19 protein-coding genes are annotated in these 22,561 nt (G+C 39.5%); 10 read left to right on the top strand and 9 right to left on the bottom strand.

Features of this window, described 5'->3' with window-relative positions:
• The first annotated feature begins 187 nt into the window (after positions 1 to 187).
• Entirely contained in the window at positions 188 to 4,060 is a 3,873-nt protein-coding gene (locus tag METTI_RS16030; protein WP_023846509.1) for a methyl-accepting chemotaxis protein, read from the top strand.
• A gap of 22 nt (positions 4,061 to 4,082) precedes the next feature.
• On the opposite strand, the gene METTI_RS14115 is transcribed toward METTI_RS16030, so the two are convergent.
• On the bottom strand, positions 4,083 to 4,910 hold the full coding sequence (locus tag METTI_RS14115; protein ID WP_023846508.1) for a winged helix-turn-helix domain-containing protein: 828 nt from the start codon (positions 4,908 to 4,910) through the stop codon (positions 4,083 to 4,085).
• Between the two features lie 177 nt (positions 4,911 to 5,087).
• Here METTI_RS14115 and pncB point away from each other — a divergent pair, with 177 nt between their 5' ends.
• The 4 genes from pncB (at position 5,088) to METTI_RS14095 (ending at position 10,021) form a co-directional block, all read left to right on the top strand.
• Entirely contained in the window at positions 5,088 to 6,296 is a 1,209-nt protein-coding gene (pncB, locus tag METTI_RS14110) for a nicotinate phosphoribosyltransferase (protein ID WP_023846507.1), read from the top strand.
• Between the two features lie 782 nt (positions 6,297 to 7,078).
• The gene (locus METTI_RS14105; protein WP_023846505.1) at positions 7,079 to 8,314 is read left to right on the top strand and encodes an ABC transporter substrate-binding protein; all 1,236 of its coding nucleotides are present in this window, start codon (positions 7,079 to 7,081) and stop codon (positions 8,312 to 8,314) included.
• On the top strand, positions 8,311 to 9,006 hold the full coding sequence (locus METTI_RS14100) for a GTP-binding protein (RefSeq protein ID WP_023846504.1): 696 nt from the start codon (positions 8,311 to 8,313) through the stop codon (positions 9,004 to 9,006). Before METTI_RS14105 ends, METTI_RS14100 begins: the two co-directional genes overlap by 4 nt.
• Before the next feature lies 1 nt (position 9,007).
• On the top strand, positions 9,008 to 10,021 hold the full coding sequence (locus METTI_RS14095) for an ATP-binding cassette domain-containing protein (RefSeq protein ID WP_023846503.1): 1,014 nt from the start codon (positions 9,008 to 9,010) through the stop codon (positions 10,019 to 10,021).
• Positions 10,022 to 10,086: 65 nt separating this feature from the next.
• On the opposite strand, the gene METTI_RS14090 is transcribed toward METTI_RS14095, so the two are convergent.
• Positions 10,087 to 10,515 (bottom strand): hypothetical protein, encoded by a 429-nt coding sequence (locus METTI_RS14090; RefSeq protein WP_023846502.1) that lies wholly within the window; start codon positions 10,513 to 10,515, stop codon positions 10,087 to 10,089.
• Between the two features lie 113 nt (positions 10,516 to 10,628).
• Complete coding sequence (locus tag METTI_RS14085) at positions 10,629 to 10,832, bottom strand: hypothetical protein (RefSeq protein ID WP_023846501.1); 204 nt, start codon at positions 10,830 to 10,832, stop codon at positions 10,629 to 10,631.
• A gap of 179 nt (positions 10,833 to 11,011) precedes the next feature.
• Here METTI_RS14085 and hgcA point away from each other — a divergent pair, with 179 nt between their 5' ends.
• From hgcA to METTI_RS14070, 3 genes are all read left to right on the top strand, one after another.
• Positions 11,012 to 12,091 (top strand): mercury methylation corrinoid protein HgcA, encoded by a 1,080-nt coding sequence (hgcA, locus tag METTI_RS14080; RefSeq protein ID WP_023846500.1) that lies wholly within the window; start codon positions 11,012 to 11,014, stop codon positions 12,089 to 12,091.
• Positions 12,091 to 12,387, top strand: coding sequence for a mercury methylation ferredoxin HgcB (gene hgcB, locus METTI_RS14075; RefSeq protein WP_023846499.1), 297 nt, complete (start codon positions 12,091 to 12,093; stop codon positions 12,385 to 12,387). The genes hgcA and hgcB overlap by 1 nt, the downstream gene beginning before the upstream one ends.
• Positions 12,388 to 12,614: 227 nt before the next feature.
• Positions 12,615 to 12,824, top strand: a complete 210-nt coding sequence (locus METTI_RS14070; protein WP_023846498.1) for a TRAM domain-containing protein — start codon at positions 12,615 to 12,617, stop codon at positions 12,822 to 12,824.
• Between the two features lie 298 nt (positions 12,825 to 13,122).
• On the opposite strand, the gene eif1A is transcribed toward METTI_RS14070, so the two are convergent.
• The 3 genes from eif1A to METTI_RS14055 all read right to left on the bottom strand — a co-directional run bounded on the left by eif1A (position 13,123) and on the right by METTI_RS14055 (position 16,417).
• The gene (eif1A, locus tag METTI_RS15595; RefSeq protein ID WP_084324031.1) at positions 13,123 to 13,458 is read right to left on the bottom strand and encodes a translation initiation factor eIF-1A; all 336 of its coding nucleotides are present in this window, start codon (positions 13,456 to 13,458) and stop codon (positions 13,123 to 13,125) included.
• 305 nt (positions 13,459 to 13,763) lie between these two features.
• On the bottom strand, positions 13,764 to 15,056 hold the full coding sequence (locus METTI_RS14060) for a DEAD/DEAH box helicase (protein WP_023846496.1): 1,293 nt from the start codon (positions 15,054 to 15,056) through the stop codon (positions 13,764 to 13,766).
• 245 nt (positions 15,057 to 15,301) lie between these two features.
• A complete protein-coding gene (locus tag METTI_RS14055) occupies positions 15,302 to 16,417 on the bottom strand; it encodes a hypothetical protein (RefSeq protein WP_169729123.1) in 1,116 nt (371 codons plus the stop codon).
• Positions 16,418 to 16,873: 456 nt separating this feature from the next.
• Between METTI_RS14055 and METTI_RS14050 the strand changes: the two genes are divergently transcribed.
• Both METTI_RS14050 and METTI_RS14045 read left to right on the top strand, forming a co-directional pair.
• A complete protein-coding gene (locus tag METTI_RS14050; RefSeq protein ID WP_023846494.1) occupies positions 16,874 to 17,197 on the top strand; it encodes a Rieske (2Fe-2S) protein in 324 nt (107 codons plus the stop codon).
• Between the two features lie 443 nt (positions 17,198 to 17,640).
• Positions 17,641 to 18,684 carry a hypothetical protein gene (locus METTI_RS14045; RefSeq protein ID WP_023846493.1) on the top strand — a complete coding sequence of 348 codons (1,044 nt, stop codon included), beginning with the start codon at positions 17,641 to 17,643 and terminating at the stop codon, positions 18,682 to 18,684.
• Positions 18,685 to 18,757: 73 nt separating this feature from the next.
• Here the strand turns inward: METTI_RS14045 and METTI_RS14040 are convergent, their stop codons facing one another.
• From METTI_RS14040 to mtaC, 3 genes are all read right to left on the bottom strand, one after another.
• Positions 18,758 to 19,822, bottom strand: a complete 1,065-nt coding sequence (locus tag METTI_RS14040; RefSeq protein ID WP_023846492.1) for a PKD domain-containing protein — start codon at positions 19,820 to 19,822, stop codon at positions 18,758 to 18,760.
• Positions 19,823 to 20,196: 374 nt separating this feature from the next.
• Complete coding sequence (gene mtaB / locus METTI_RS14035; RefSeq protein ID WP_023846491.1) at positions 20,197 to 21,576, bottom strand: methanol--corrinoid protein co-methyltransferase MtaB; 1,380 nt, start codon at positions 21,574 to 21,576, stop codon at positions 20,197 to 20,199.
• Between the two features lie 11 nt (positions 21,577 to 21,587).
• A complete protein-coding gene (mtaC, locus tag METTI_RS14030; RefSeq protein WP_023846490.1) occupies positions 21,588 to 22,352 on the bottom strand; it encodes a methanol--corrinoid protein MtaC in 765 nt (254 codons plus the stop codon).
• Positions 22,353 to 22,561: the final 209 nt, after the last annotated feature.

Below are 22,561 nucleotides of genomic sequence, written 5' to 3'. Positions count from 1 at the left end.
ACTATCCCATCTATTCTTCATTTTAATTGTATGCAGTTTTTCTTATTTGTTATTCATTTTATACACTTTTGTGCACAAAATCAACAATATGAATAAATAAAGTACAATGAATAAATAAATATATATAAGGCGTAGTACAATTTTAAATCTTAATTATATAAAAATTCTATAAATATCTACCAGCTAGATGTATATGGATATTTTCATGGGTAACAATTTAACAGTTGAGGAAAGGATAGGGATGTTTAAAAAAGATACAGGATTTCAATCCGAAATAACAGAAGTTCTTGTTCAATTCATGAACGGCAATTTAAATGCCAGAATACAAACACAGTCACGTTCTGAAAACCAGGACGCTGCTGAACATATAAATCTTTTACTTGATAGTTTTTCAGACATTAACACAAAAGTTGAAGAACTCGAAGAAGCCGCAAGAATCTGTGATAGTTCTGCTCTTCTGGATGAGATTTCCAGTCTGGTGGAAAACGCTGTTGACGGAAAGCTTGATGCAAGGGGAAGAACTGATGATTTTGAAGGTTCTTCAAAAGAAATACTTGGCAGTGTTAACGAGCTCCTTGATGCTGTGATAGGTCCGCTTAATGTTTCAGCAGAATATATTGACCGCATTTCAAAAGGAGATATTCCTGATAAAATTACTGATGAATACCGGGGAGATTTTAACGAGATAAAAAACAACATCAACAAGTGTATAGATTCCGTGAATTTCCTTGTTGAAGACTCCCTTATACTGGCTAATGCAGGAATAGCAGGTCAGCTTGACACAAGGGCTGACGCAAGCCGGCATTCGGGAGATTTCAGGAGAGTTGTTGAAGGTGTAAACAACTGTCTGGACGCTGTGATAGGACCACTGAATGTTACAGCGGAATATGTGGACAGAATAGCAAAAGGAGATATTCCTGACAAAATCACAGATGAGTACAAAGGTGACTTTAACGAAATAAAGAACAACCTGAACCAGTGTATCGATGCAGTAAATTTACTTGTGGATGATGCAATGATGCTGGCAAATGCAGGCGTTGAAGGACAACTGGATACAAGAGCAGATGCAGACAGGCATGCAGGAGACTTCAGAAGAGTTGTTGAAGGTGTAAATAATTGTCTGGACGCTGTAATAGGACCATTAAATGTTACTGCTGAATATGTGGACAGAATAGCAAAAGGAGATATTCCTGATAAAATCACAGATGAGTACAAGGGTGACTTCAACGAAATAAAGAATAACCTGAACCAGTGTATCGATGCTGTCAATTTACTTGTTGAAGATGCAATGATACTGGCAAATGCAGGAATTGAAGGACAACTGGATACAAGAGCAGATGCAGGTAGGCATGCAGGAGACTTCAGAAGAGTAGTCGAGGGTGTAAACAACTGCCTGGATGCTGTTATTGGACCACTGAATGTTACTGCTGAATATGTTGACAGAATAGCAAAAGGAGATATACCTGAAATCATTACCGATGATTACAAAGGTGATTTCAACGAAATAAAAAACAACCTGAACCTGTGTATTGCTTCCCTTAGTATGCTTCTTGAAGAAACAGGTTCCCTTATAAACGCTGCTATTATAGGAAAGATAGACACAAGAGGTAATGCTGAGGCTTTTGATGGGAAATATGCTGAACTGGTTGATAACATCAACCGGGTTATTGACACATTAGTTGGTCACATAAACCAGATACCAGCTCCGGTAATGCTGATTGACAGGGACTTCAATATTTCTTACATAAATAATGCAGGAGCTGAAGTACTTGGAATTTCTAAAAAGGAGCTGGTTGGTGAAAAGTGCTATGACCACTTCAAGACAGGAGATTGTCTGACTGAAAAATGTGCCTGTGCCAGAGCTATGGAATCCAATCAGAGTGAAAGCAGCGAGACATTTGCACATCCCGGGGAACAGGAGTTATGCATTGAGTATAACGGCGTTCCAATAAGAAATCAGAGAGGGGAAGTTGTTGGTGCACTTGAAATTGTAGTTGACAAAACTGAAGTCAGAAATGCTATTGAAGATGCTAAAGTTAAGATTGATTACCTCGAAAAAATACCAACACCTGTTATGATAGTTGACAATGATTTCAATGTACAGTTCATGAATAATACTGCTGCTGCTGCTGTTGGATGCACAACCGGGGAATGTCGTGGCCAGAAATGTTTTGATCTTTTTAACACTCCACATTGTAACACGGAAGAATGTAGAGTTAACCGTGCCATGAAAACCGGTGAGATATGTACAGGAGATACGAAAGCAAATCTTCCGGCTGGCACAATTCCAATCAGGTATACCGGTACTGCATTACGCAATGAAGATGGTGAAGTGGTAGGAGCCCTGGAATATGTTCTTGACATCAGTAAAGAAATGGAAATAACAAAAGGAGTTGAAGATCTTGTTAATGCAGCCATCGGAGGAAGACTGGATGAGCGTGCAGACCCGACAATGTTTGAAGGAAATTACAGGACTATAATTGAAGGTGTGAATTCAACACTGGATGCAGTTATCGGACCACTCAATGTTGCAGCAGAATACATTGACAGAATTTCAAAAGGTAACATTCCTGATAAGATAACAGATGAGTATCAGGGAGATTTCAACGAGATTAAGAATAACATCAATCTCTGTATCGATGCTGTGAACATGCTCGTTGAAGATGCAATTATGCTTGCGGATGCAGGTGTTGAAGGCAGACTTGAAACAAGAGCTGACGCGTCAAAACATGGAGGAGATTTCAGGAAGATTGTTGAGGGTGTAAATAATTGCCTGGACGCAATTGTGACTCCGATTGAAGAAACTTCCAGAATAATCCATGATTACGCCGATGGTAAACTTGACAGCAGAACTGCCATAGAAGCCCGTGGTGACTTTAAGAAACTTTCCGATACACTGAATATGTTCGGCGACCAATTGCAGGCTATTATAGAAGATTCAAATGAAGTTCTGGAGGCTATTGCATCCAATGACCTTACAAGAGAAGTGGAAGTGGAAGCTGTCGGAGAATTCAGGAAACTCTCAGAAGGAGTTGAGAACTGTAGACTGGCTCTGAATGATATCGTGGGTAACATGCTGAAGTCAGCACAAAATGTTGCTGCTACAGCAGAGCAGATATCAGCATCATCAGGAGAACTTACTTCTGCAGCTACAGAAATATCATCAACTGTAGAAGGAATGGCAAGGGGTGCACAGGTACAATCCATGAAGACTGAACAGGTTACAAAATCCATGGATGAAATGACAAATGCAGTTCAGGAAGTTGCCGAGAATTCTAATAAAACTGCAAAAACGTCTGTTACCTCAAACCAGCTTATACAGAATCTTGGAAATATTGCCAATAACCTTAAACTCAAAATGAATAGCATAAGAGATGCCTCTGGTGATTCTGCAAACCAGATAAATGCCCTGGCTGAAAAATCAAGTCGTATAGATGAGATTGTTAATCTCATTACCAATATTGCAGACCAGACAAACCTGCTGGCACTTAATGCTGCCATTGAAGCTGCAAGGGCTGGAGAGCACGGACGTGGATTTGCTGTTGTTGCAGATGAAGTAAGGAAACTTGCAGAAGATTCCGGTAACGCTGCAAAACAAATTGCAACCCTTATTCATGAGATGCAGGATGGAACCAATGGTGCAGTAACCTCAATGGAACAGGTGAACACTGAAGTTGCTGTAGGATATGAATCTCTTGAGGAAGCAGTCGAGTCAATAGGCAAGGTTGTCAGTTCCGGAGAAGAAATTATGACCATGGTCCAGATGATGGCAGCACTGGCAGAGCAGCAGGCTTCATCTATTGACCAGGTTGTAACATCAATTGAAGAGGTTGCTACAATCTCTGAAGAATCGGCAGCTGGAACTCAGCAGACAGCTGCAGCCATACAGCAACAGACAGCATCAATGCAGGAGCTTTCTGCTTCCGCACAGGTATTATCAAGTATTTCTGCTGATATGCAGGTTCTGGTTTCCAAATTCAAGGTCAGCAAAACCACTAAAAAATCTTCCAGGGAAAAACAGGCAGAAGGCAATGACAGTGTTAATACCATGCTTGTTTGATTTCAAGTCAGAAAATCAGGTGTCATATTTTGCTGAGCTTCTCAAAAAGCTCAGCCATTCCTTTTAAGGTCATATGACCTTTTCTTGTGATCATATAATCTCCGCGTTCACTTCGCTGGACTATCATCCCAGTATCAAGAAGTTTCTGTATGTGGAACAGGAGGTTTCCGCCTCTGAGGCCTGTGGATTTTGATATATCGGAAAAGCTCCGGGCAGATGAGTTCAGCAGTCGAAGAATGCAGAGTCTTTGCCTGTTGGCAAGCGGTTCACAGATCTGGCTTACTATCTCATCAGAGATATTTTCAATGTCCATGGAAACCACAGAAGATTGTTCCTCAACCGGAGATATGCTAAAGGATCTTATGAGGTCCACCTGTTTTTCAAATATCCGTGTTGTAATTTCCAGACAGTTGTCACAGTTCTCAAAAACTGCCATTTCTTTAAGGTTTTCAAATCTTTCTCTGAACTCTGCCAGAGAGACCTCATTTACCCTATCCTCAAGCAAAAGCAAGGCCATTTCCTGAAGAAGACCTGAAAAAGCAGATTTACATGATTCCCCATTCTTACAGCTGGAATCAAGTCCGATTGAAAGATTTTCGTTCGCATCAGCCATCATGTACTGGATGACCGGCCTGGAAAGTCCGCCTTTCATTTCCATGAAAAGAGCATCCGAATATCTGTGACCTGATATTTCAAGTGCCCTGTTGACATCTTTTTTCAGGGATTTTATCTCTGATCTAAGACTTCTGAACTCTTCCAGATAGACGTTTTCCGCAATATTAGCCGCGGCTTTATCATCACTGCTTGCATTACTACTCAAAAATATCCTTCCGTTTTCAGCCTGGTACATAAACATGTTATTAAACTATATTAATCTATACTAACCTGATTTCCAGAAAGATTCAGGATGATTGGATTCGCAGAAAAAATAGTGAACGCAATCAAACATGATATATAGATGAAGAGTGTAGGCATGTAAGAAGCTTTACAGCAAGTATTTATTACTGACTTATGGGGATGAATCAACTTGATTTGCTCAGTACTGGATAATGACCTATACAAATTGACCATGCAGATGGCAGTCCTTGAGCTGTTCCCGCAGGCAACCGCAGAATACAGATTCACCAACCGGGGAGGACAACGCTTCACACCGGAATTTGTGGAAGAGCTTAAAAGACTTATCAAGGAAGAGATTCCTTTATTCCGCCTGACAGATAATGAATATACTTGGCTGAAAGCAGAATGTCCTTTCTTTAAACCCAGTTATGTTGAATATCTCAGAAACTACCGTTTTGATCCTTCTGAAGTTTCTGTGTCCCTGACTGAAGACAATAATCTTGACCTTGTGGTAAAAGGGCCCTGGCACAGCAGCATTCTCTGGGAAATTGTTCTTATGTCAACAATTTCCGAACTTTACTTTGATATGGTTGAAAGCGAATGGAAAAACACAGATCCTGATACAGGCAGGACTTATGACGAACAATTACAGGATTACGCCAAACTCATGGAGAATATCGGCAGGGAGCTTGAGGAGAACAAATGTAGTTTTTCAGAGTTTGGAACACGCAGGAGACGCAGCTTCAAAATACATGATATAGCTGTTGGGGTATTGCATCAATGCAGGGCATTCTCAGGAACAAGTAACGTTTTTCTTGCGAAGAAATATGGTGTCAGACCTATCGGTACAATAGGCCATGAATGGATAATGGGTACTTCAGCCCTTATGGGAATGCGAAATGCCAATCTTTTTGCACTGGAGAACTGGGTAAATGTTTACAAGGGAAATCTTGGTATTGCTCTTTCGGACACTTTTGGTTCGGAACCTTTTTTCAGGAATTTCAACCTGAAATTGTCCAAACTTTACGATGGTGTAAGACATGATAGTGGTGACCCGCTTGTCTTTGCAGACAGGGTGATTGAACACTACAGAAAAATGGGAATTGATCCTCTGACAAAAATTGTGGTCTTCAGTGATTCACTTTCGGCTTCAGTTGCCATTGAGATTAAGAAGAAATGCGAGGGACGCATAAACTGCAGTTTCGGAATAGGTACAAGTCTTACAAACAACTATGATTTTTTCCGTTCAAGTCCTCCTCTGAATATGGTCATCAAATTACACAGTATCAATGATATACCGGTTGTAAAACTGAGCGATGATGAAGGCAAAGAGACAGGAGATAAAGACGCACTGCGCGTTGCTAATTACATATTTGGCCGCAAAGGACTTGATGACTAGAAAAAGACCGATTAATAAAATATGCCAGGGTTAAATAAATCCAGTAACCTGTGACATAATTCCCAGTGATACCATTAGAAAAACATATACCATAAATATCAAAAAACCTTTCTTAATTTCGACATATGTACTGGTTTTCATAAAGCACTCACCATTTTAATATTAGTTTCCGTACTATATAAACATTCTGAAATAATGATACTTAATAAGATATTATTTTTGTGGTGTACACACACTTTGAGGATAGTTTATGGAATATAAATGCTGTATATGTAGTTGATATCATATCCGATACCTGAAAAATTGAAAATAACCAAAAAAGCTGTGAGACAATAACCCCATCAACAAACACAGCCCCATCCGCTCATACTCCACTTCTGCTGTCAAATGAAAGATACAAGTTTATAGCGTCCGATTATGGACATGGTCTGAGGGGAGATTTAAGAAACCGGGATAACTTTATCTTTCACTATCATCGTTTTTCCGTTTTTATGTGTTTGTTGACTAATTCTGGTACATTTTAATACTTAATAAATATATCCATAAATTGATATATCATAATGATGATGTAGAGCAGTAATCTTTGAGATATTTTATCTGATAATCACAGAATAGCGACTAACTATCAAAAAGTGATCGTTTAACCGGAAATGTGTTTCTTATATGATAATACTTATATGTTTGTATAACTATTAGAGTACCTGATAATCAAAACAGACCACAAACTCAGGCTGTAAGAATTAAGAACTACAAAACACGAAATAGTATCAAGGGGAAATAATATGGAAAAAATTAATGAAACAATGAGCGTATACCAGATATTAAGCGAATATCCCTTTTTACTGAAAATATTCAAGCAGCATGGTCTGGGAAAATTCGAGACAAAGAATGTTCTCGAGCAACTCGGACCATTACTGAAACTAAAAACTGCTCTTTCAATGGTATCAGTAAACAAGGATTCATTTATTGAATTACTTAATCAGGCTGTGGCAGACAATGAAGCAAAAGGGGATTTTACTCTTGCAGATGCTCCGCAGAGACAGAAAGAGCTCACAATGCTTGCACTTTTGCCATGTGGCATGAAAATGCCCTTTAACCGTGCTCTTAATGAATTCTCAGCCGAGTACAGCAAACAAACAGGCAATGTACTCCATTCACTAGTAGAAGGAAATGTTAATCATGAACTTTCCTATTATGCGTATATGGACTCGGTCACCTCGGTTGAAGAATTACCGGACATAATCATCAGTTCTGACATTAACAGTTTCTACCATAAACCATTCCAGGAAAACTTCCTGAGTCATGAATGTTTTACAGACCTTGGTCCATCTCCAATGAACCTTGATTTTGAAGCAATTGATTTTGCTGACCCACGAGGACAATTTACCATGGTTTCGGGAAATCTGCTTGTTCTTGTTACAATAGATGAACTCATGGGAGATAACCCAAAACCAGAATCATGGGAAGATATCTTGAAAGAGGAATTCAGGAACAAGGTTGCCATGCGTGGCCAGAATGGATTCTTCTGTAACGGTGTATTGCTTCCGTTCTACCAGATGTATGGTACAGAAGGAATTAAAAAACTGGCATCATCAATTTATCTGGGACTGCACCCATCCCAGATGGTGAAGATGGTAGACAGCAAGAAGAATGATGTTCCTCCAATGTATATCATGCCTCATTTCTTTGCCATGAAAATAAAGGACAAGTCCAGGGTCTCAATCACCGTACCAAAGGAAGGTGCGATAGTAAGTCCGGTGCAGATGCTGGTCAAAAAGGAAGCAACTGAAAGGGTAAAGGAAATTACTGATTTCCTGTGTGGAAAGAAATTCGGTGAGATTTCTGCCAGGGCTTTCTTCCCGACTACAAACCCGGAAGTCAAAAATAAAATGGACGATGTAGGTTCACTCTACTGGCTTGGATGGGATTTTCTGCTGAACAATGATATCGGTGCACTCAAAAAAGAGATTGCTGAGGTATTCAACAAACAGTTCATGACAACCGGAGGTGTGGTTTGAGACTTGTTACTGTAGCAGGTCCTCCATCTTCAGGAAAAACCAGCATAATTGTCAGGACAATTGAAGATCTCAGGAATAAAAGTTTCACAGTTGGCGTTGTAAAATTCGATTGCCTGTCTTCACAGGACGAAGAGCTCTATTCGTCTTACAGCATCCCTGTCAGAACCGGTCTTTCTGGAGGGCTATGTCCTGATCACTTTTTTGTGAGTAATATTGAAGAAGCTCTGAAATGGGCTGAAGACAGGAAGTTTGACTTCCTGATTACAGAAAGTGCAGGTCTTTGCAACCGGTGTTCACCACATATCAAAGATGTCATGGCAATCTGTGTAATTGACAATCTCAGCGGTGTCAATACACCTAAAAAGATTGGACCAATGCTAAAACTTGCAGACATAGTTGTCATCACCAAAGGTGATATTGTATCACAGGCAGAGCGTGAGGTCTTTGCCTATAGAGTTAGACAGGTAAATCCAGGGGCAATGATTATCCACATCAATGGTGTCACGGGACAGGGTAGTTTCTACCTTGCAAAGCAGGTTGAAAAAACCAGTTCAGTTGATACACTACAGGGAGCAACGCTCAGGTTTACCATGCCTGGTGCCTTGTGTTCATATTGTCTTGGTGAGAGAAAAATAGGTGATGACAGGCAGATAGGTGTTTCAAAACTGGTCAATTTCAGAGGAGATGACTAAAATGCGGACTACTCTTCTTAACATGACAATAGATGAGATCATGGAAATGATGCCCTGGATAGAGGATTATTTCTCTTCATATGAAATCAACCCTGCTGAGATTGGAAACCTTAAACTGGAAGAGTTGGGTTTAACACCTGGCGAGGATTATTTTACAGAAAAGGGAACAAGCTATCATGATTTTGTTGACGGTTTCTTCATGTTTATCGAGCAGGTCAAAGCTCTCCAGCAAGATAGCGGATTTTCCATCAATTCACTGACTGTACTACCGGGAAGAAATAAAAATGGTGAAAATGAGGCTTTTTCAGTTGAGTTGAAAAAAGGAAAAGTGACAGCGATTGTCGGCCCTACGGGTTCAGGCAAATCCCGTTTGCTTGCTGATATTGAATCCCTTGCACAGAAAGACACACCCACTGGACGAAGCATACTGGTGGACGGACGCTCTCCAACAGATGAAGAACGTTTCTCAACTGAAGGCCGCTTTATAGCTCAACTCTCCCAGAACATGAACTTTGTTATGGATCTAAGTGTTGAGGATTTCCTTACACTACACGCTGAAAGCCGTATGGTTGATGAGATTCACCACATTGTCCGGAAGATATACGATACTGCAAACGTCCTTGCAGGTGAGAGTTTCAGCCGTGAAACGCCGGTTACACAACTATCAGGAGGACAATCCAGAGCATTAATGATAGCAGACACGGCACTTCTGAGTCCTGCATCAGTTGTCCTGATAGACGAAATAGAAAATGCCGGAGTTGATAAGGTAAAATCCCTTGAACTTCTGGTAAGCAATAACAAAATAGTCCTTATCAGCACTCACGACCCACTTCTGGCCCTGTCGGCAGACCAGCGTATTGTTATTAAGAACGGGGGCATCTCTAAACTCCTGAAGACCACAGATGATGAGAAAAAGCATCTGAAAAGCCTTGAGAAGATCGATATGAAGATCACACTTATGAGAGAGCAGTTGAGGACCGGGGAAGAGATTGACTTGAGTGATCTGTTGGTTTAGGATTAATTGGTGATTTTTATTATCGCCAAATTAAGAAAGATTTATTGAAGCTATTTTTATAGTTCTTATCTTGTCCCCTTATCAATGACCTTAATAAGCTGCATAGGCCCAATTAACGGTCTTTGCAAGCCGGATATACGAGTTTTAAGGTCATCTAGTTTATCCAGATTCGTTACTCCGCATAATACGATAATTATATGATCGTATTCTTTTTGATATTGAAGAATCTGCCCCATGACTCTTGTTACTTCAGAGTTTGATTTAAAATTTCTTTTTAATTCAATACCATATTCATTTCCATTTATTGCAATATCACAAAGCCCTTTACCCTTCTCTTTTGATACGGTCGCACGACTTCCAAACAAAGCATCCCCATAATTTAGTGTATCTCTAAGATACTCTGCTAAATCATCCCTATATTCTGTCTCCTTACTGTACTGCTTTGCAGGCTTCCAATTGTGGATAGCATTAACTATGATCATGACTTGTAGCATTGAATCCCACCTTCAAAAAATACATGAATATGGTGAACCTTTCTCATTTTTATTATTTTCTATTTGAGTTCTTACCAAACATCATAAGACAGGAATATGATATCAAGAGAACATTAGGAAACTGCCAGATATGGCAATACATAGATAATAACACCCAGAGTTATTGATCCAAAAGTAATGATTACTCCTATGGCTCCTATTATTTTTTGTTTAAAGTATATTCCTAATGCTAGGATAAAAACACCAATTAATGCTATTAATACCAATGTTTCTAACAACACTATATCAATCCCTGTATGTATGATTGCACTGACCATGTATATTTATTTAGCCATCTTGGTGAAAGTAGTTTTTATGTTTAGAATTGTGAATCTACTGCATCAAAATTAATTAAAAGCCTTTGTCTCAATCTATCAGATAAATATAAGTGCAGCCTCTCGCCATATAATAAATTGTTCAAATATTTTTGAAACACTCACATTTCAAGGTCAAAAAAATGGACAAAACCAGAGATACAGATTCACGCTACTCTCCTGAAAGCAAAGATGATGCTGGCCAGTTCATCCAGACGATAAGTCTGGAGAAAAGCAGCCCCGCACCAGAAATCCGTGAAACAACAAGCTTAATTACCTTTAACGACAGGCTTGACCACTTTCTTGCTCACTGGGGAGTGAACAGAATGAAACACAGAATAGACCCCGGCATCTACAAACTTGGCAATCCTGATGCAGATTCGCCGGTATTTGTTTCTGCAAATTACACACTCAGTTTTGATGCACTTCGCAGTTCACTTACAGGCATCGATTGCTACATACTTGTCATTGACACAAAAGGAATTAACGTCTGGTGTGCTGCCGGAAAAGGAACATTTGGCACCGATGAGATAGTATATCGCATCAGGTTGACAGGACTTGCAAAATTGGTCAACCATCGAAACCTGATATTACCACAGCTAGGAGCACCCGGTGTCTCTGCACATGAAGTCAAACGTAGGTCTGGGTTCAAAGTCGAATACGGACCTGTACGTGCAAAAGATCTGCCGGAATATCTCAATAACCATATTGCAACACCTGAAATGAGAAAGGTCAGGTTCACCTTTAAAGACAGGCTGGTGTTGACACCGATAGAATTCATCCATGTCATAAAACCAACATTAATTGCTGCAATAATCCTCTACCTGCTGTCCGGTCCCTTTGCAGCACTTCTGGCAATTGTAACAGCATTTGCAGGAACAGTATTGTTCCCTGTTCTGCTGCCTTACCTGCCGACACATGACCTCAGCATCAAGGGAATTCTCTTTGGATGGATTGTAGCCTTGCCATTTGGAATTTTCCTTGCAGCAAACACCAATATGATCCTCTGGAAAGAAATACTATCGTTGCTAGCCATTTTCCTGATAGTACCGGCAATCACAAGCTATCTTGCTCTCAACTTTACAGGCTGTACAACTTACACATCAAGAACCGGTGTTAAGAAAGAGATATTCAAGTATGTACCTTACATGGCACTTAAATCAGGAACTGGATTGCTTTGCCTGCTTATTCTTGCAATTGCAAACCTGAAGGAGATGATCTGATGTTCAATTCTTACAAAGAAAACACACTTAAGTACTATCCTGAAAAATGCATCAACTGTCTTATGTGTACAAATGTCTGCCCTCATGGAGTTTTCACTGATGGAGAAAAACAAGTAATGCTTACAAAACCGGAATTATGTATGGAATGTGGAGCATGTGCCGGTAATTGTCCGGTTGAAGCAATCGAAGTGCAGAGTGGTGTTGGCTGTGCATGGGCAATGATAAGTGCAGCCCTTAAGGGAAAGGATATGGACAGCGAAGCATGCTGCTGTGGAGAGGATGGATGCTGTCAGTGAGACAATGAAGTTTGCCATAAAGAGAATCTAAATAAAAGTAAAAACACCGCCATGCACAACCCTTTTATACAAATAAACCCATGATAAAGTGCTTTAAAATAAGACTGTTATTCGCTAAACGTATTGACATTAAATGGCATTTACTTTTACTGTAGATTTCTATTTTGCATTATGTTTTCAGCTACTTCAGGTATTTTAGGCTTTATAAAAAAGGACGTGAATTTAAAATGTTCAATAACAGAGAAGAATCAACTGCTCCAGTAGATGCCGGAGAGACATACGACGTAACAATTGAAGATATCGCAAGAGAGGGTGACGGAATTGCAAGAGTAAGCGGTTTTGTAATCTTCGTACCAGGCACATCCGTAGGCGATGAAGTAAGCATCAAGATCACAAAAGTACTCAGAAAGTTCGCTTTCGGAGAAGTTGCTGAATAAGCAACTTAACTTTTTTAGTGAAGTATTCAACACTTAAGTTTTCTCTACTGTTTTTACTAATTTCTTTAATCTGCTTGTACTCTTGTATCACAGAGTTGCAAACATCTGAATTATGAAATTATTTTTCAAATACCTAAAACAACTACCTATATCAACTATTTGAAAAATCATAAATAAGCTTCGTACTTATCAGAAAAAGAATGGAAGATAATAGTGAAGACAATAATCACTAAAATAGGAAAGCAAAAATCTCATGACTTAAAGATTAAAATCAATTAAAAGATGAATAAAAATTCATCTATTTAAGGAATCCTTTTTTCTCCAGCCAGTTAACCTGTGGTCTGGTGTATTTCCAGATAACATCGGCTTTCTCGTCCTGGATTTCCCATGGAGTAGCAATAACAATATCGCCTTCACGAACCCACATTCTCTTCTTCTTTGAGCCAGGTATCCTGCCCATACGGACAACACCGTCCATACACTGCAACCTTACCCTGTTAGCTCCGAGTAAACTTGAAACAGTTGCAAGAACCTCACCATTGTCTTTACGTGGTGTTCTTACTCTGACAACTTCACCGTCAGTGTTTCCTCCACTTGCGTTACTTTTCCTCTTTTTACTTCTATAATTAGCCAGATTAATACCTCATTGTGAACTGTTTTTGTTCCTGCTTTATTCAAATACAAGACATTAATGACAAATGATGTCTGGATAACACAACATCAAGAATATCCCAGTCAAATAAAACAAACATGCATTACCTGTTACTGAAAAATAATAGGATATTAACAGTTTTTAACAGGTACTTGATTATCAGTAGTCAATAAACAGGGTCATAGTATATAATATGAACCGTAGGATATAAATGAAATTGGGAAAATCCCAATTATTTAATCAGCATACTTCGCCCATATTATACAATAAACCGCATTTCGGAATAATTACCTGTTTTCAGCCAGCATGATCTTAACAAGGCCAGCTGCTATATCCATGGTAGTGCAATCCTCATCAAGCATTTTTTCCACCCAGTGGACATATTTGCCAAGATGTCCTTCATCTATGGTTTCCTTTACTCTGTTTGCAAGCATACCTGCCTTGATTTCCTCGGCATCGCTTCTTGTCGGAACCTTCTTGCACTTTATCTTGGTCTTAGTATACTTCTGGATGCTCTTGATTTTGTAGATCTCCCTTGCAGTTACAAAAGTAAGTGCAATTCCCTGCCTTCCTGCACGGCCGGTTCTACCAATCCTGTGAACATATGATTCTTCATCCTGTGGCATATCAAAATTGAATACAACCTCAATATTCTCCACATCAATACCACGTGCAGCCACATCAGTAGCAACAAGTGTTTCAATTTCACCATTCCTGAAGCTTGCCATTACTTTCTCTCTCTGGTTCTGCTTCATATCACCATGCAAACCATCTGCGAGATAACCTCTGGCTTTCAGGGTGGTAACAAGGTCATCTACCATCCTTTTAGTATTACAGAACACAAGAGATGACTTTACATCATAAATGTCTATCATTCTGCAAAGAACATCAGGTTTCATGTGATGCTTGACCTCAAAATAGGACTGTTCCATGTTTGGCGCAGTAACTACTTTGTGTATTGTCTTTACATGAGTAGGGTTCTGTTGATACTGTTTTGTCAGCCTCATTATTGGCTTTGGCATTGTCGCAGAGAAAAATATAGTCTGCCTTGTATCAGGAACACTGCTGAGAATTGTTTCAATATCTTCCCTGAAACCCATATCCAGCATTTCATCTGCTTCGTCGAGCACTATCATATCCACGCCGTTAAGCTTCAGAGTCTTTCTCTCAATATGATCCATTACTCTTCCAGGAGTTCCAATAACGATATGAACGCCTCTTCTGAGAGCCTTTATCTGTCTGTCAATATTTTGTCCGCCGTAAACCGGAAGTATCTTCACATTAAGATACTTGGCAAGTTTACCCAGCTCTTCTGCAACCTGGTTTGCAAGTTCTCTTGTTGGACAGAGGACAAGTGCCTGTGTCTTCTTGCTGTTAGGGTTTACCATTTCAAGAGCAGGAATTCCAAATGCTGCTGTTTTTCCTGTACCTGTCTGGGCCTGTCCTATAACATCCCTGCCTTCCATAATAAAAGGTATTGCCTGGGTCTGAATAGGAGTTGGTTCCTCAAAACCCAGTTCTTCAATTGCTTTTTCAAGATTTCTTGATAAGTGAAGGTCTTTGAAAGTTGATGATTCCATATTAATAATTCCTGTGATGATACGGCCTTATGCAAAACAAAGGATGAGTTAATTCATCACAGCGGTTTCCAATTTGGCCAGATTTAAAATCGAGTCTATAAACGTTCCAAATTGTTTTGGTAATGCAAAACAAAAAAGATCAGTGCACCCTTAAAGTGCAACAATGGAATTAAGCCTGTCGGTAAAAATGCCAATCTTGAAGGACAAAAGGACAGATAAAGAAAATGTAGTATTTAAATGCAGGATTATTCCTGTGTGATTGACATAAGAATATTGTCAACTTTCAGACACAATTGATGATATGCAGGATTATTTTCAAATTCCATGGCTGTTTTAATAGATCCCAGCTCATCAAGTGCTGTTTCTACTGAAGAATCGTAATCCTTTTCAGCTGCTTTTCTTTCAAGTTTACTGATACTAAGAATTATATCTTCAATCATCCGCGGTTCAATTCTATTTCCGGCGCATGCAACTCCAACTGAACCAATTGAATCAATTATTTTTGCTAATTCACCATCACTATTTCCATCAAGTCCTTTTTGGCCAATATTATAAAGATGGTTAGTTACGGTTGAAAGGACGTCCTTCTGATTAACTTCTGCAGCAACGATACCTATCTGCTCCAGTGAAGATGACGCCTGCAATATTGCTTCCATGCTGTCACTTTTTTCAAGCTCATTCCACAGGGACTCAAGATTCATGATGACTATAAAAGCAGCATCTTCATCATAATGATTCAATGTAAATTTTCCAAATCTTGCAAGCCTGGAAAAAATATAATTTGCAATTATTTTGCGCTCGGTATGGTCAAGATCACTATTGGAGAAAATATCTTTAGACCTTAGTCCAATAATATTCAGCCCATTTCTTGTTGTCTCAAAATCATGGTTTAACATTGAACTGCTTACAATATCAATTATGGGCTGTATCGGGTCCTTTTCCAGAGGATCCGCAGCATCTGAGCTAATAGCAGATGTAATGTTGATTGCAGTCAGTTTTGTTGCCTGCATATTCAACAAAGTTGAAGGTTTGAGTGTATTTAGAGTCCTGAAAAGATACGGGAATAATATTGCAAATGAAAAGATGCCTGTGTAATATACAAATGAAATGTGCATATTTATCGCTGCATTACTTTCATCCGGAATTGTTTTTAAAATGAAAAGGCCGTAGCTCATTGATGCAATGTATGTTATCATCAATATCCAGAAATCAGGATTATATGACTTTAGAAGGTCTATCATTCTCACGGAATAAGAGCCTGAAGCCAGTTCCACAGCAACAAGACTTAAAGTCACAATTATTGCCATTATGGCCGCTTCACTCTGAATCAGGGCACTAATCATATATCGTGCACTTGCCATATTGTAATCTGAAGTTCCAAATTCATTGATAAGATAATGAGAAATTCCCGAGCTGAATAGAAACAGAAGAATATAGAATAATATGCGCTGTAACCACAAATGCAGAACATATGTAGAAATCTTTTCGTTTATTGATAATTTAAATGACTTGATTATGTTGATGATATTCATTCCTTTTGCAGTAGCCAGTATTTATGTTAAATATCAAAGCTTAAACTAAGAACTGCAATTTTAATTTGTATCTATTTTTATTCTGTTCTGAGGACTTATGTAATTTTTGGCTGCTACAATAAATCATGATTATTTGTAAATTTGAATAGCAGATATTTATTTATAAACAAAAACCAAAGATAATTAGTGGAGAGTAAACAGGTCTGCAGAGGACAAACTGTTGTTGAAAGACCGATTTGTAAAGTTTATAAGTGTTAAATTCAAAGCCAGAAACGGGGTAATATAATGCCAGAATGGGTAGCTGCTGTTAAAGAAGAAGATCTCAAGGAAGAGAAAATAAAAGTTGTAAACGCAGGTAACAGGCAAATTGCTCTTATTAAAAAGAGCAATGAAATATTTGCAATTGACAATGAATGTCCGCATGAAGGATGCCCACTTAAAAGTGGTTCCCTTGAGGAGTACACACTCAAGTGTGCATGCCATAACTGGGGTTTTGATATAAGGACCGGGGAAAATGTCGATACGGGAGAATATATAGACATGGATGACCCGAAAGTTGAAACCTATGAAACCAAAATTGAAAATGGGATAATCGAAATCCTGGTATAAACATAAGTAACAAGCAACAAGTAACCATAATTTCACTTGCTGAACCTGCAGGATATTTCAACATAAATTGAAGTCATTCTTGAAGAGCGTTAGCTTTTTTTGAATAAAATGCCCTTTGATGCTCTCTTTTTCATTCTGGAAAACGAAGAACTCATAACAATATTCATCTGGGTGCTTTCTGAATATTTCCGTTTCTTTTATGGAAAAGTAATTATCATCTCTACAGCTGTATTACCTTTAAATTGATCAATATTGTCCAGTCTTTTTTAGATGAACATAATAATCATCCCGGATCTTAAAAATTACAGATTCGTCCATAAGATTGAAAGAGAAATTAAATTAAACTAAATTAATATTTTTTGGCAGAGAATTGCAAAATCAGTTCGAACAACAAGAACAATAATATAGAAAAAGAGAGCCATTATAATAACGGGAGGGTTATTTTGAAGAAACTATTAACTATTTTATTATTAGCACTTTTTCTTATAGGTGCCGGCTGTACTGAAACACAGGATGACACTTATAAAAATGCGGTATCTGATGATTCTGTGATAGTGCGTCTTTCATACGGTGCATTCACATTGCCTGAAATGGCAGTTCAGAAAATGGTCATAAATTCCACAGCAATCAATTTTAGCTATTACAATTATCAGGATGAACTGACAGCCAGGTATGTGAAATCAATAGATAAAAAGACAAGAGAAGATTTGATTGCTCTTTTCAATAACAATGATTTCATGGAACTGGACGAACTCTACGAACCTGAAGATGGAGTTCCCATCGTTGCAGATACAGGCGTTCTTGAGATCCAGGTTATGCAGAGTGATACAACAAAGATTGTCAAGGTGGATCCTTATGCATCGCAATACATGCCGGAGAATCTGAATGAAATCAATGATGAACTTATCAGATTGAGACAATACGTACTGGCACCAACTGAGGATGAACTGAAAGACATTGCCAGCGAGTGGATAATGGAAGCACCAACTTACAGTTATGATGGTTCTGATCTTGAATTTGTAGATTACAATGTAAGCCCTGAAAATCCTGCTCAATCTACTTTGAATTATACATTCACAAGTACTCATGGGGGCTATGGAAACAGATCTGAACAGATAGTAACTCAGGTAATCACAGAACATAGTATTGAGGTAATGCTTTACAACAGGAATGTGATATCAGCAACAATTGATGGTGTTTGGGATGAAATTAACCAGGAAATGCTGGAAAAAACTGTCACTATGGCATCAGAAGAGATGAACTGTAATGAGACACCATGGCAGATCTGGTATGCTGAAGGCAATATCAATTTCTTCACGGAACCAACAGAAGAAGAACTTATGATTGCTTACTTTGGGACTGAATATAATATTGAAGTTTTAGAAATGAGTTCCGAAATTACAGGCAATGAAAAATGCCAGTATACAATAAAAATTAAAGAAAGCGCTGTTGAAACACTTTCTGAACTGGGATGGCAGGAGAACTGAAAACTCCTGACATTCCTATTTTTAATTTATCGGTTTATAACTATTTTTTATTTTTGCTATTTTTATTTCAGGTTCATTTAAAATAGAACTTGAAGAAACTCTCAACAGTTACTGTTGTAACGGCTGTATCTGTATTTCCTGCATTATCCATTACTGTTAATGTTAATGTGTATACTCCCGTCCTTGAATATGTGTGGAAGACTGTTTCACCAACTGCTGTGCTGCCATCCCCTAAATCCCAGGTGTATGACATTATAGTTCCATCCGGATCATAGGAATTTGTACCTGCTAATTTTATCTTTTTACCGACTCTTGTAGTATATGGACCACTTGCATCTGCAACAGGTGCTAAGTCAGAAGGAAGAACTTCAATTATCAAAATAATTGTATCTTCCAGATAACCATCACTTGCCGTTACTTCTACAGAATGTTCACCTACCTGACCTGGATCAGGTGTCCACAGTATGTTGCCTGTAATGTTGTCAAAAGATGCTCCATCAGGAACTGAACTTGCTGAAAATGTCAATATGTCATTATCTGCATCTGCTGCCTGTAATTTCAGATCAAGCAGATTATTCTCAGTAACCTGTACCAGTCCGGGATTTGTTAATACAGGTTTTGAATCAACCAGAACAGTTGCAGGATTAGAAATGAATCCAATAGGATTTGAAGAAGTATCACTCATTATTACATTGCTAAGACCAAAATCAAAGTAACCAGTCTCTTCCCCTGCGACAACAGTCATTTCCGCAACTGTGCCAGCTTCGTTTGCTGACAGGTTTCCAAGAACTGCTGAATATACTGTTCCTGAACCTGTTGATGAAGGAGTGTTTTTTAATTCAAATGCCACAGTTGCTCCGGATTTGGAAAATAAATCCCCTTCATTAACATCAAGTAATGAAAAACCCGAAGATGGAAGTGACAGATCAAACTGTACGCCAGATACTGGAGTTACCGGGTTAATATCTATATCTATCGAAAATGTGTTCCCCGGTTCCACCTGGTAACTGGAAGGGTTAACGCTTATTTCACTGATAACAAGATCGGCTGAACTTCCCTCTTCTGTCATCACAGGTAAAATAAGCACAACCATTAAGGTAAATATCGTAAGTAAATGAAATCGTTTTGAAGAATTCATAAAGGCACCTATATGAAGGAACCTTTGTTTGTGCTTATTAGTATGATGTACATAAAATCGCAATTTATGCACACAAAAATATTCATACGGTAAGTTAAGAAGAAGGATATCAGGATAATAAAACAGAATTAAGAAGATATCAAAGGCTTTACAGAGGGAAGTGTTAGGTACATGCCATAAATTGAAGGTTGTGGAGTTGGAGGTAGAATTGATGGCTTAGTGACCCTTTTTCTGTAAAGCCTATGATTTTTAATTGTGGAGTTAAGTTTGAATTGATAATTGCGAATTATTAATTGAAATGATGAGTGTGAATGTATTCGTTTTTGAAATATGAAAGAAAGAAGTTTTCGTAAAGAAAACTTCTAACACTACGTTTAGAGAGCGTAGTTCTCTGGCTTGAATACTGGAACTTCCTTCTTGAATCTGTCCATGCACTCGCTGAGGAATGTTTCGGATTCTGAGGTGATTGCGTTGAGTTCTGCGGTTGCCTTCTCGAGTGCACCGAGCTCGAACTTTGTCATCTCAAGACCCTCTGCGTTGTTGAGTGTGTCACAGCATGCTACTGCAGCGTTCTTTGCACGGAGGAAGATGTCGTCTCCGTCCTTTACGATTGCTTCACCGACAGCGTATGCGTTGTCGTATGCAAGGACGTAGGACTGTGGGTCTCTGAATCTGTCAGAAGCCATGAGGAGGTCTCTGAGGATCTTCTCGTTTCCTGACTTAAGAGCTGTGTTCATAAGAGCACAGTCGTAGTTAAGGGACTCGGACCAGCACTGTACTGTTGTACCACCGAATTCACCGTGGTATTCAACGGACTCGTTTGACCAGAGGTCACAGCACTGCATGATAAGGTTACCCATTACATCTGAGTGTGCACAGGTTGATGTCTTACCTTCAAAGGACATTGGCATACCGGAAATTGCCTTTACGATGATGTTCTCGTATCCACAGTCCTTTCCTGGACCTACTGCGCCAGCTTCGTATGCTGCGAGTGATCTTGGAGCGGAGATTGCTCTTGCGAGGATTGCAAGGGTGTGTGCAAGGTTCTTGTCAAGAAGTCCACCTGCAATAAACATTGCAGTGTTTGCCTGTGCACAGTCTGTGTCACCAGCGGAGACAACGCCCTTCTTCTGTGCTACGCTTGAGATTTCCTGCCAGAGGTAGTCCATGTCCATGGTACCAAGACAGCCGATTGCGTAGAGCATACCTGGAACGTCGTTCCTGAGTACTGCGTAGTCGAAGATTTCCTTTCCACCCATTGATTCGATGGAGAGAAGGTCTGCGCCGCTTTCTGCGATCTGTTCGAATGACTCCATGACAACTGACATCTTGTCGCCTCTGAGCTCCATGAACTCTTTGTGCTCTCTGATGTCACCAGGGGTGTGTCTCAGTGCACATTTGATTCCATATTCTTCATGGTACTCTTCCATGATGGTCTTCTGTGCGTGTGCTACAGCTGCTCCCCATGATGGGTTGTTGGTCATCTGCTGTACGTGCTCTGTCTCAAGTACTACGGATGGGAAACCTACCTGAACCATTCTAGCCATGATATCTTTTGTGATCCTCTGGTACTCGTTTACGAGTTTCTCCATGGACTCACCAGCTTCTGGCCTTGGTGCGTAGTTTACTTCTGCGGTTGTGTATCCTGCTCCGATCTCGAGGTCAAGACCTGCTTTCACAGGTTTCTTTGCGTTTCCGAAGACCATTTCGTCAGCTTCGGAGTATGCCATTGATGTGAATCTGTTAATTGCCATTTTTAATCACCTTAGTGGTTGTGGAATTTCTCTCTGAGTGCTGCAATGTCTGCGCCTGCAAGGATAGCGTCTGCCATCTTTGGTGCATCTGCTGCTTCTTCACCGTATACACCGAGTGAGTAGGTGGATACGAAGTCCTGGTTTACTGCTCCGCCACCACATGCGAATGGCATTGTGATTCCGCTCTCGACGAGAAGGTCGTTGACTTCCTTGAATGCGTACATGGTTGTTGTCATGAGTGCAGTTCCGGTCATCATGATTGGCTCGTGTTCCTTTACAGCTGCAAGTGCTTCTGCGGATGGTACATCTCTTCCGAGGTCGATAACTTCATAGCCGTTTGCTCTGAGGAGTGCTGCTACGATTGACTTTCCGATGTCGTGTACGTCACCTTCTGCGACCATACAGACAACCTTGCCCTTCTGGACAGGTGCTTCGTTGGACTGGCCCTTACAGAACTCGATACCTTCGAGCATTGCATCTGCGGACATCATTACGTTTGGAAGGAAGATTACACCCTGGTCGTAAAGGTCTGTTACTACCTTCATACCTACCATAAGTGCATCGTCGATGAGTGCGATTGGGTCCTTGCCTGCTGCGATAGCTGCCTCGAGACCTTCGATAACATCATCTTCTTCACCCTCAAAGATTGCTTCTGCAATTGGCTTGTATAACTCCTCTTTTGGATAGAGTTCTGCTGCCGCCTCTTCAGGGGTCATTGATTTTTCCATTTTAACGTTGTATCTGATAAGGATACCTTCTTTGTCTACTATTAACATTCTATACCTCCTTCAATTTGGATAGTCTAGTTTATTGAGCTTGGGTCAAGCTCAATCCAATCTACACAAAAAGGTTCTTCCGAACCTCAAATCATGCACTTTTTTTATGTTATATAAAGGTTCCTTCGAGAAGATACCATTATAAAAAGATAACTATTCAGGATTCATAATCCTAATTTAATATATAAAACATATATGACCTATTGATG

It is taken from the genome of Methanolobus tindarius DSM 2278 (genome assembly GCF_000504205.1).
Taxonomy (GTDB): Archaea; Halobacteriota; Methanosarcinia; order Methanosarcinales; family Methanosarcinaceae; genus Methanolobus; species Methanolobus tindarius.
The sequence above is the reverse complement of the archived record's forward strand: the minus strand, read 5'-3'. Positions and strand labels throughout refer to the sequence as shown.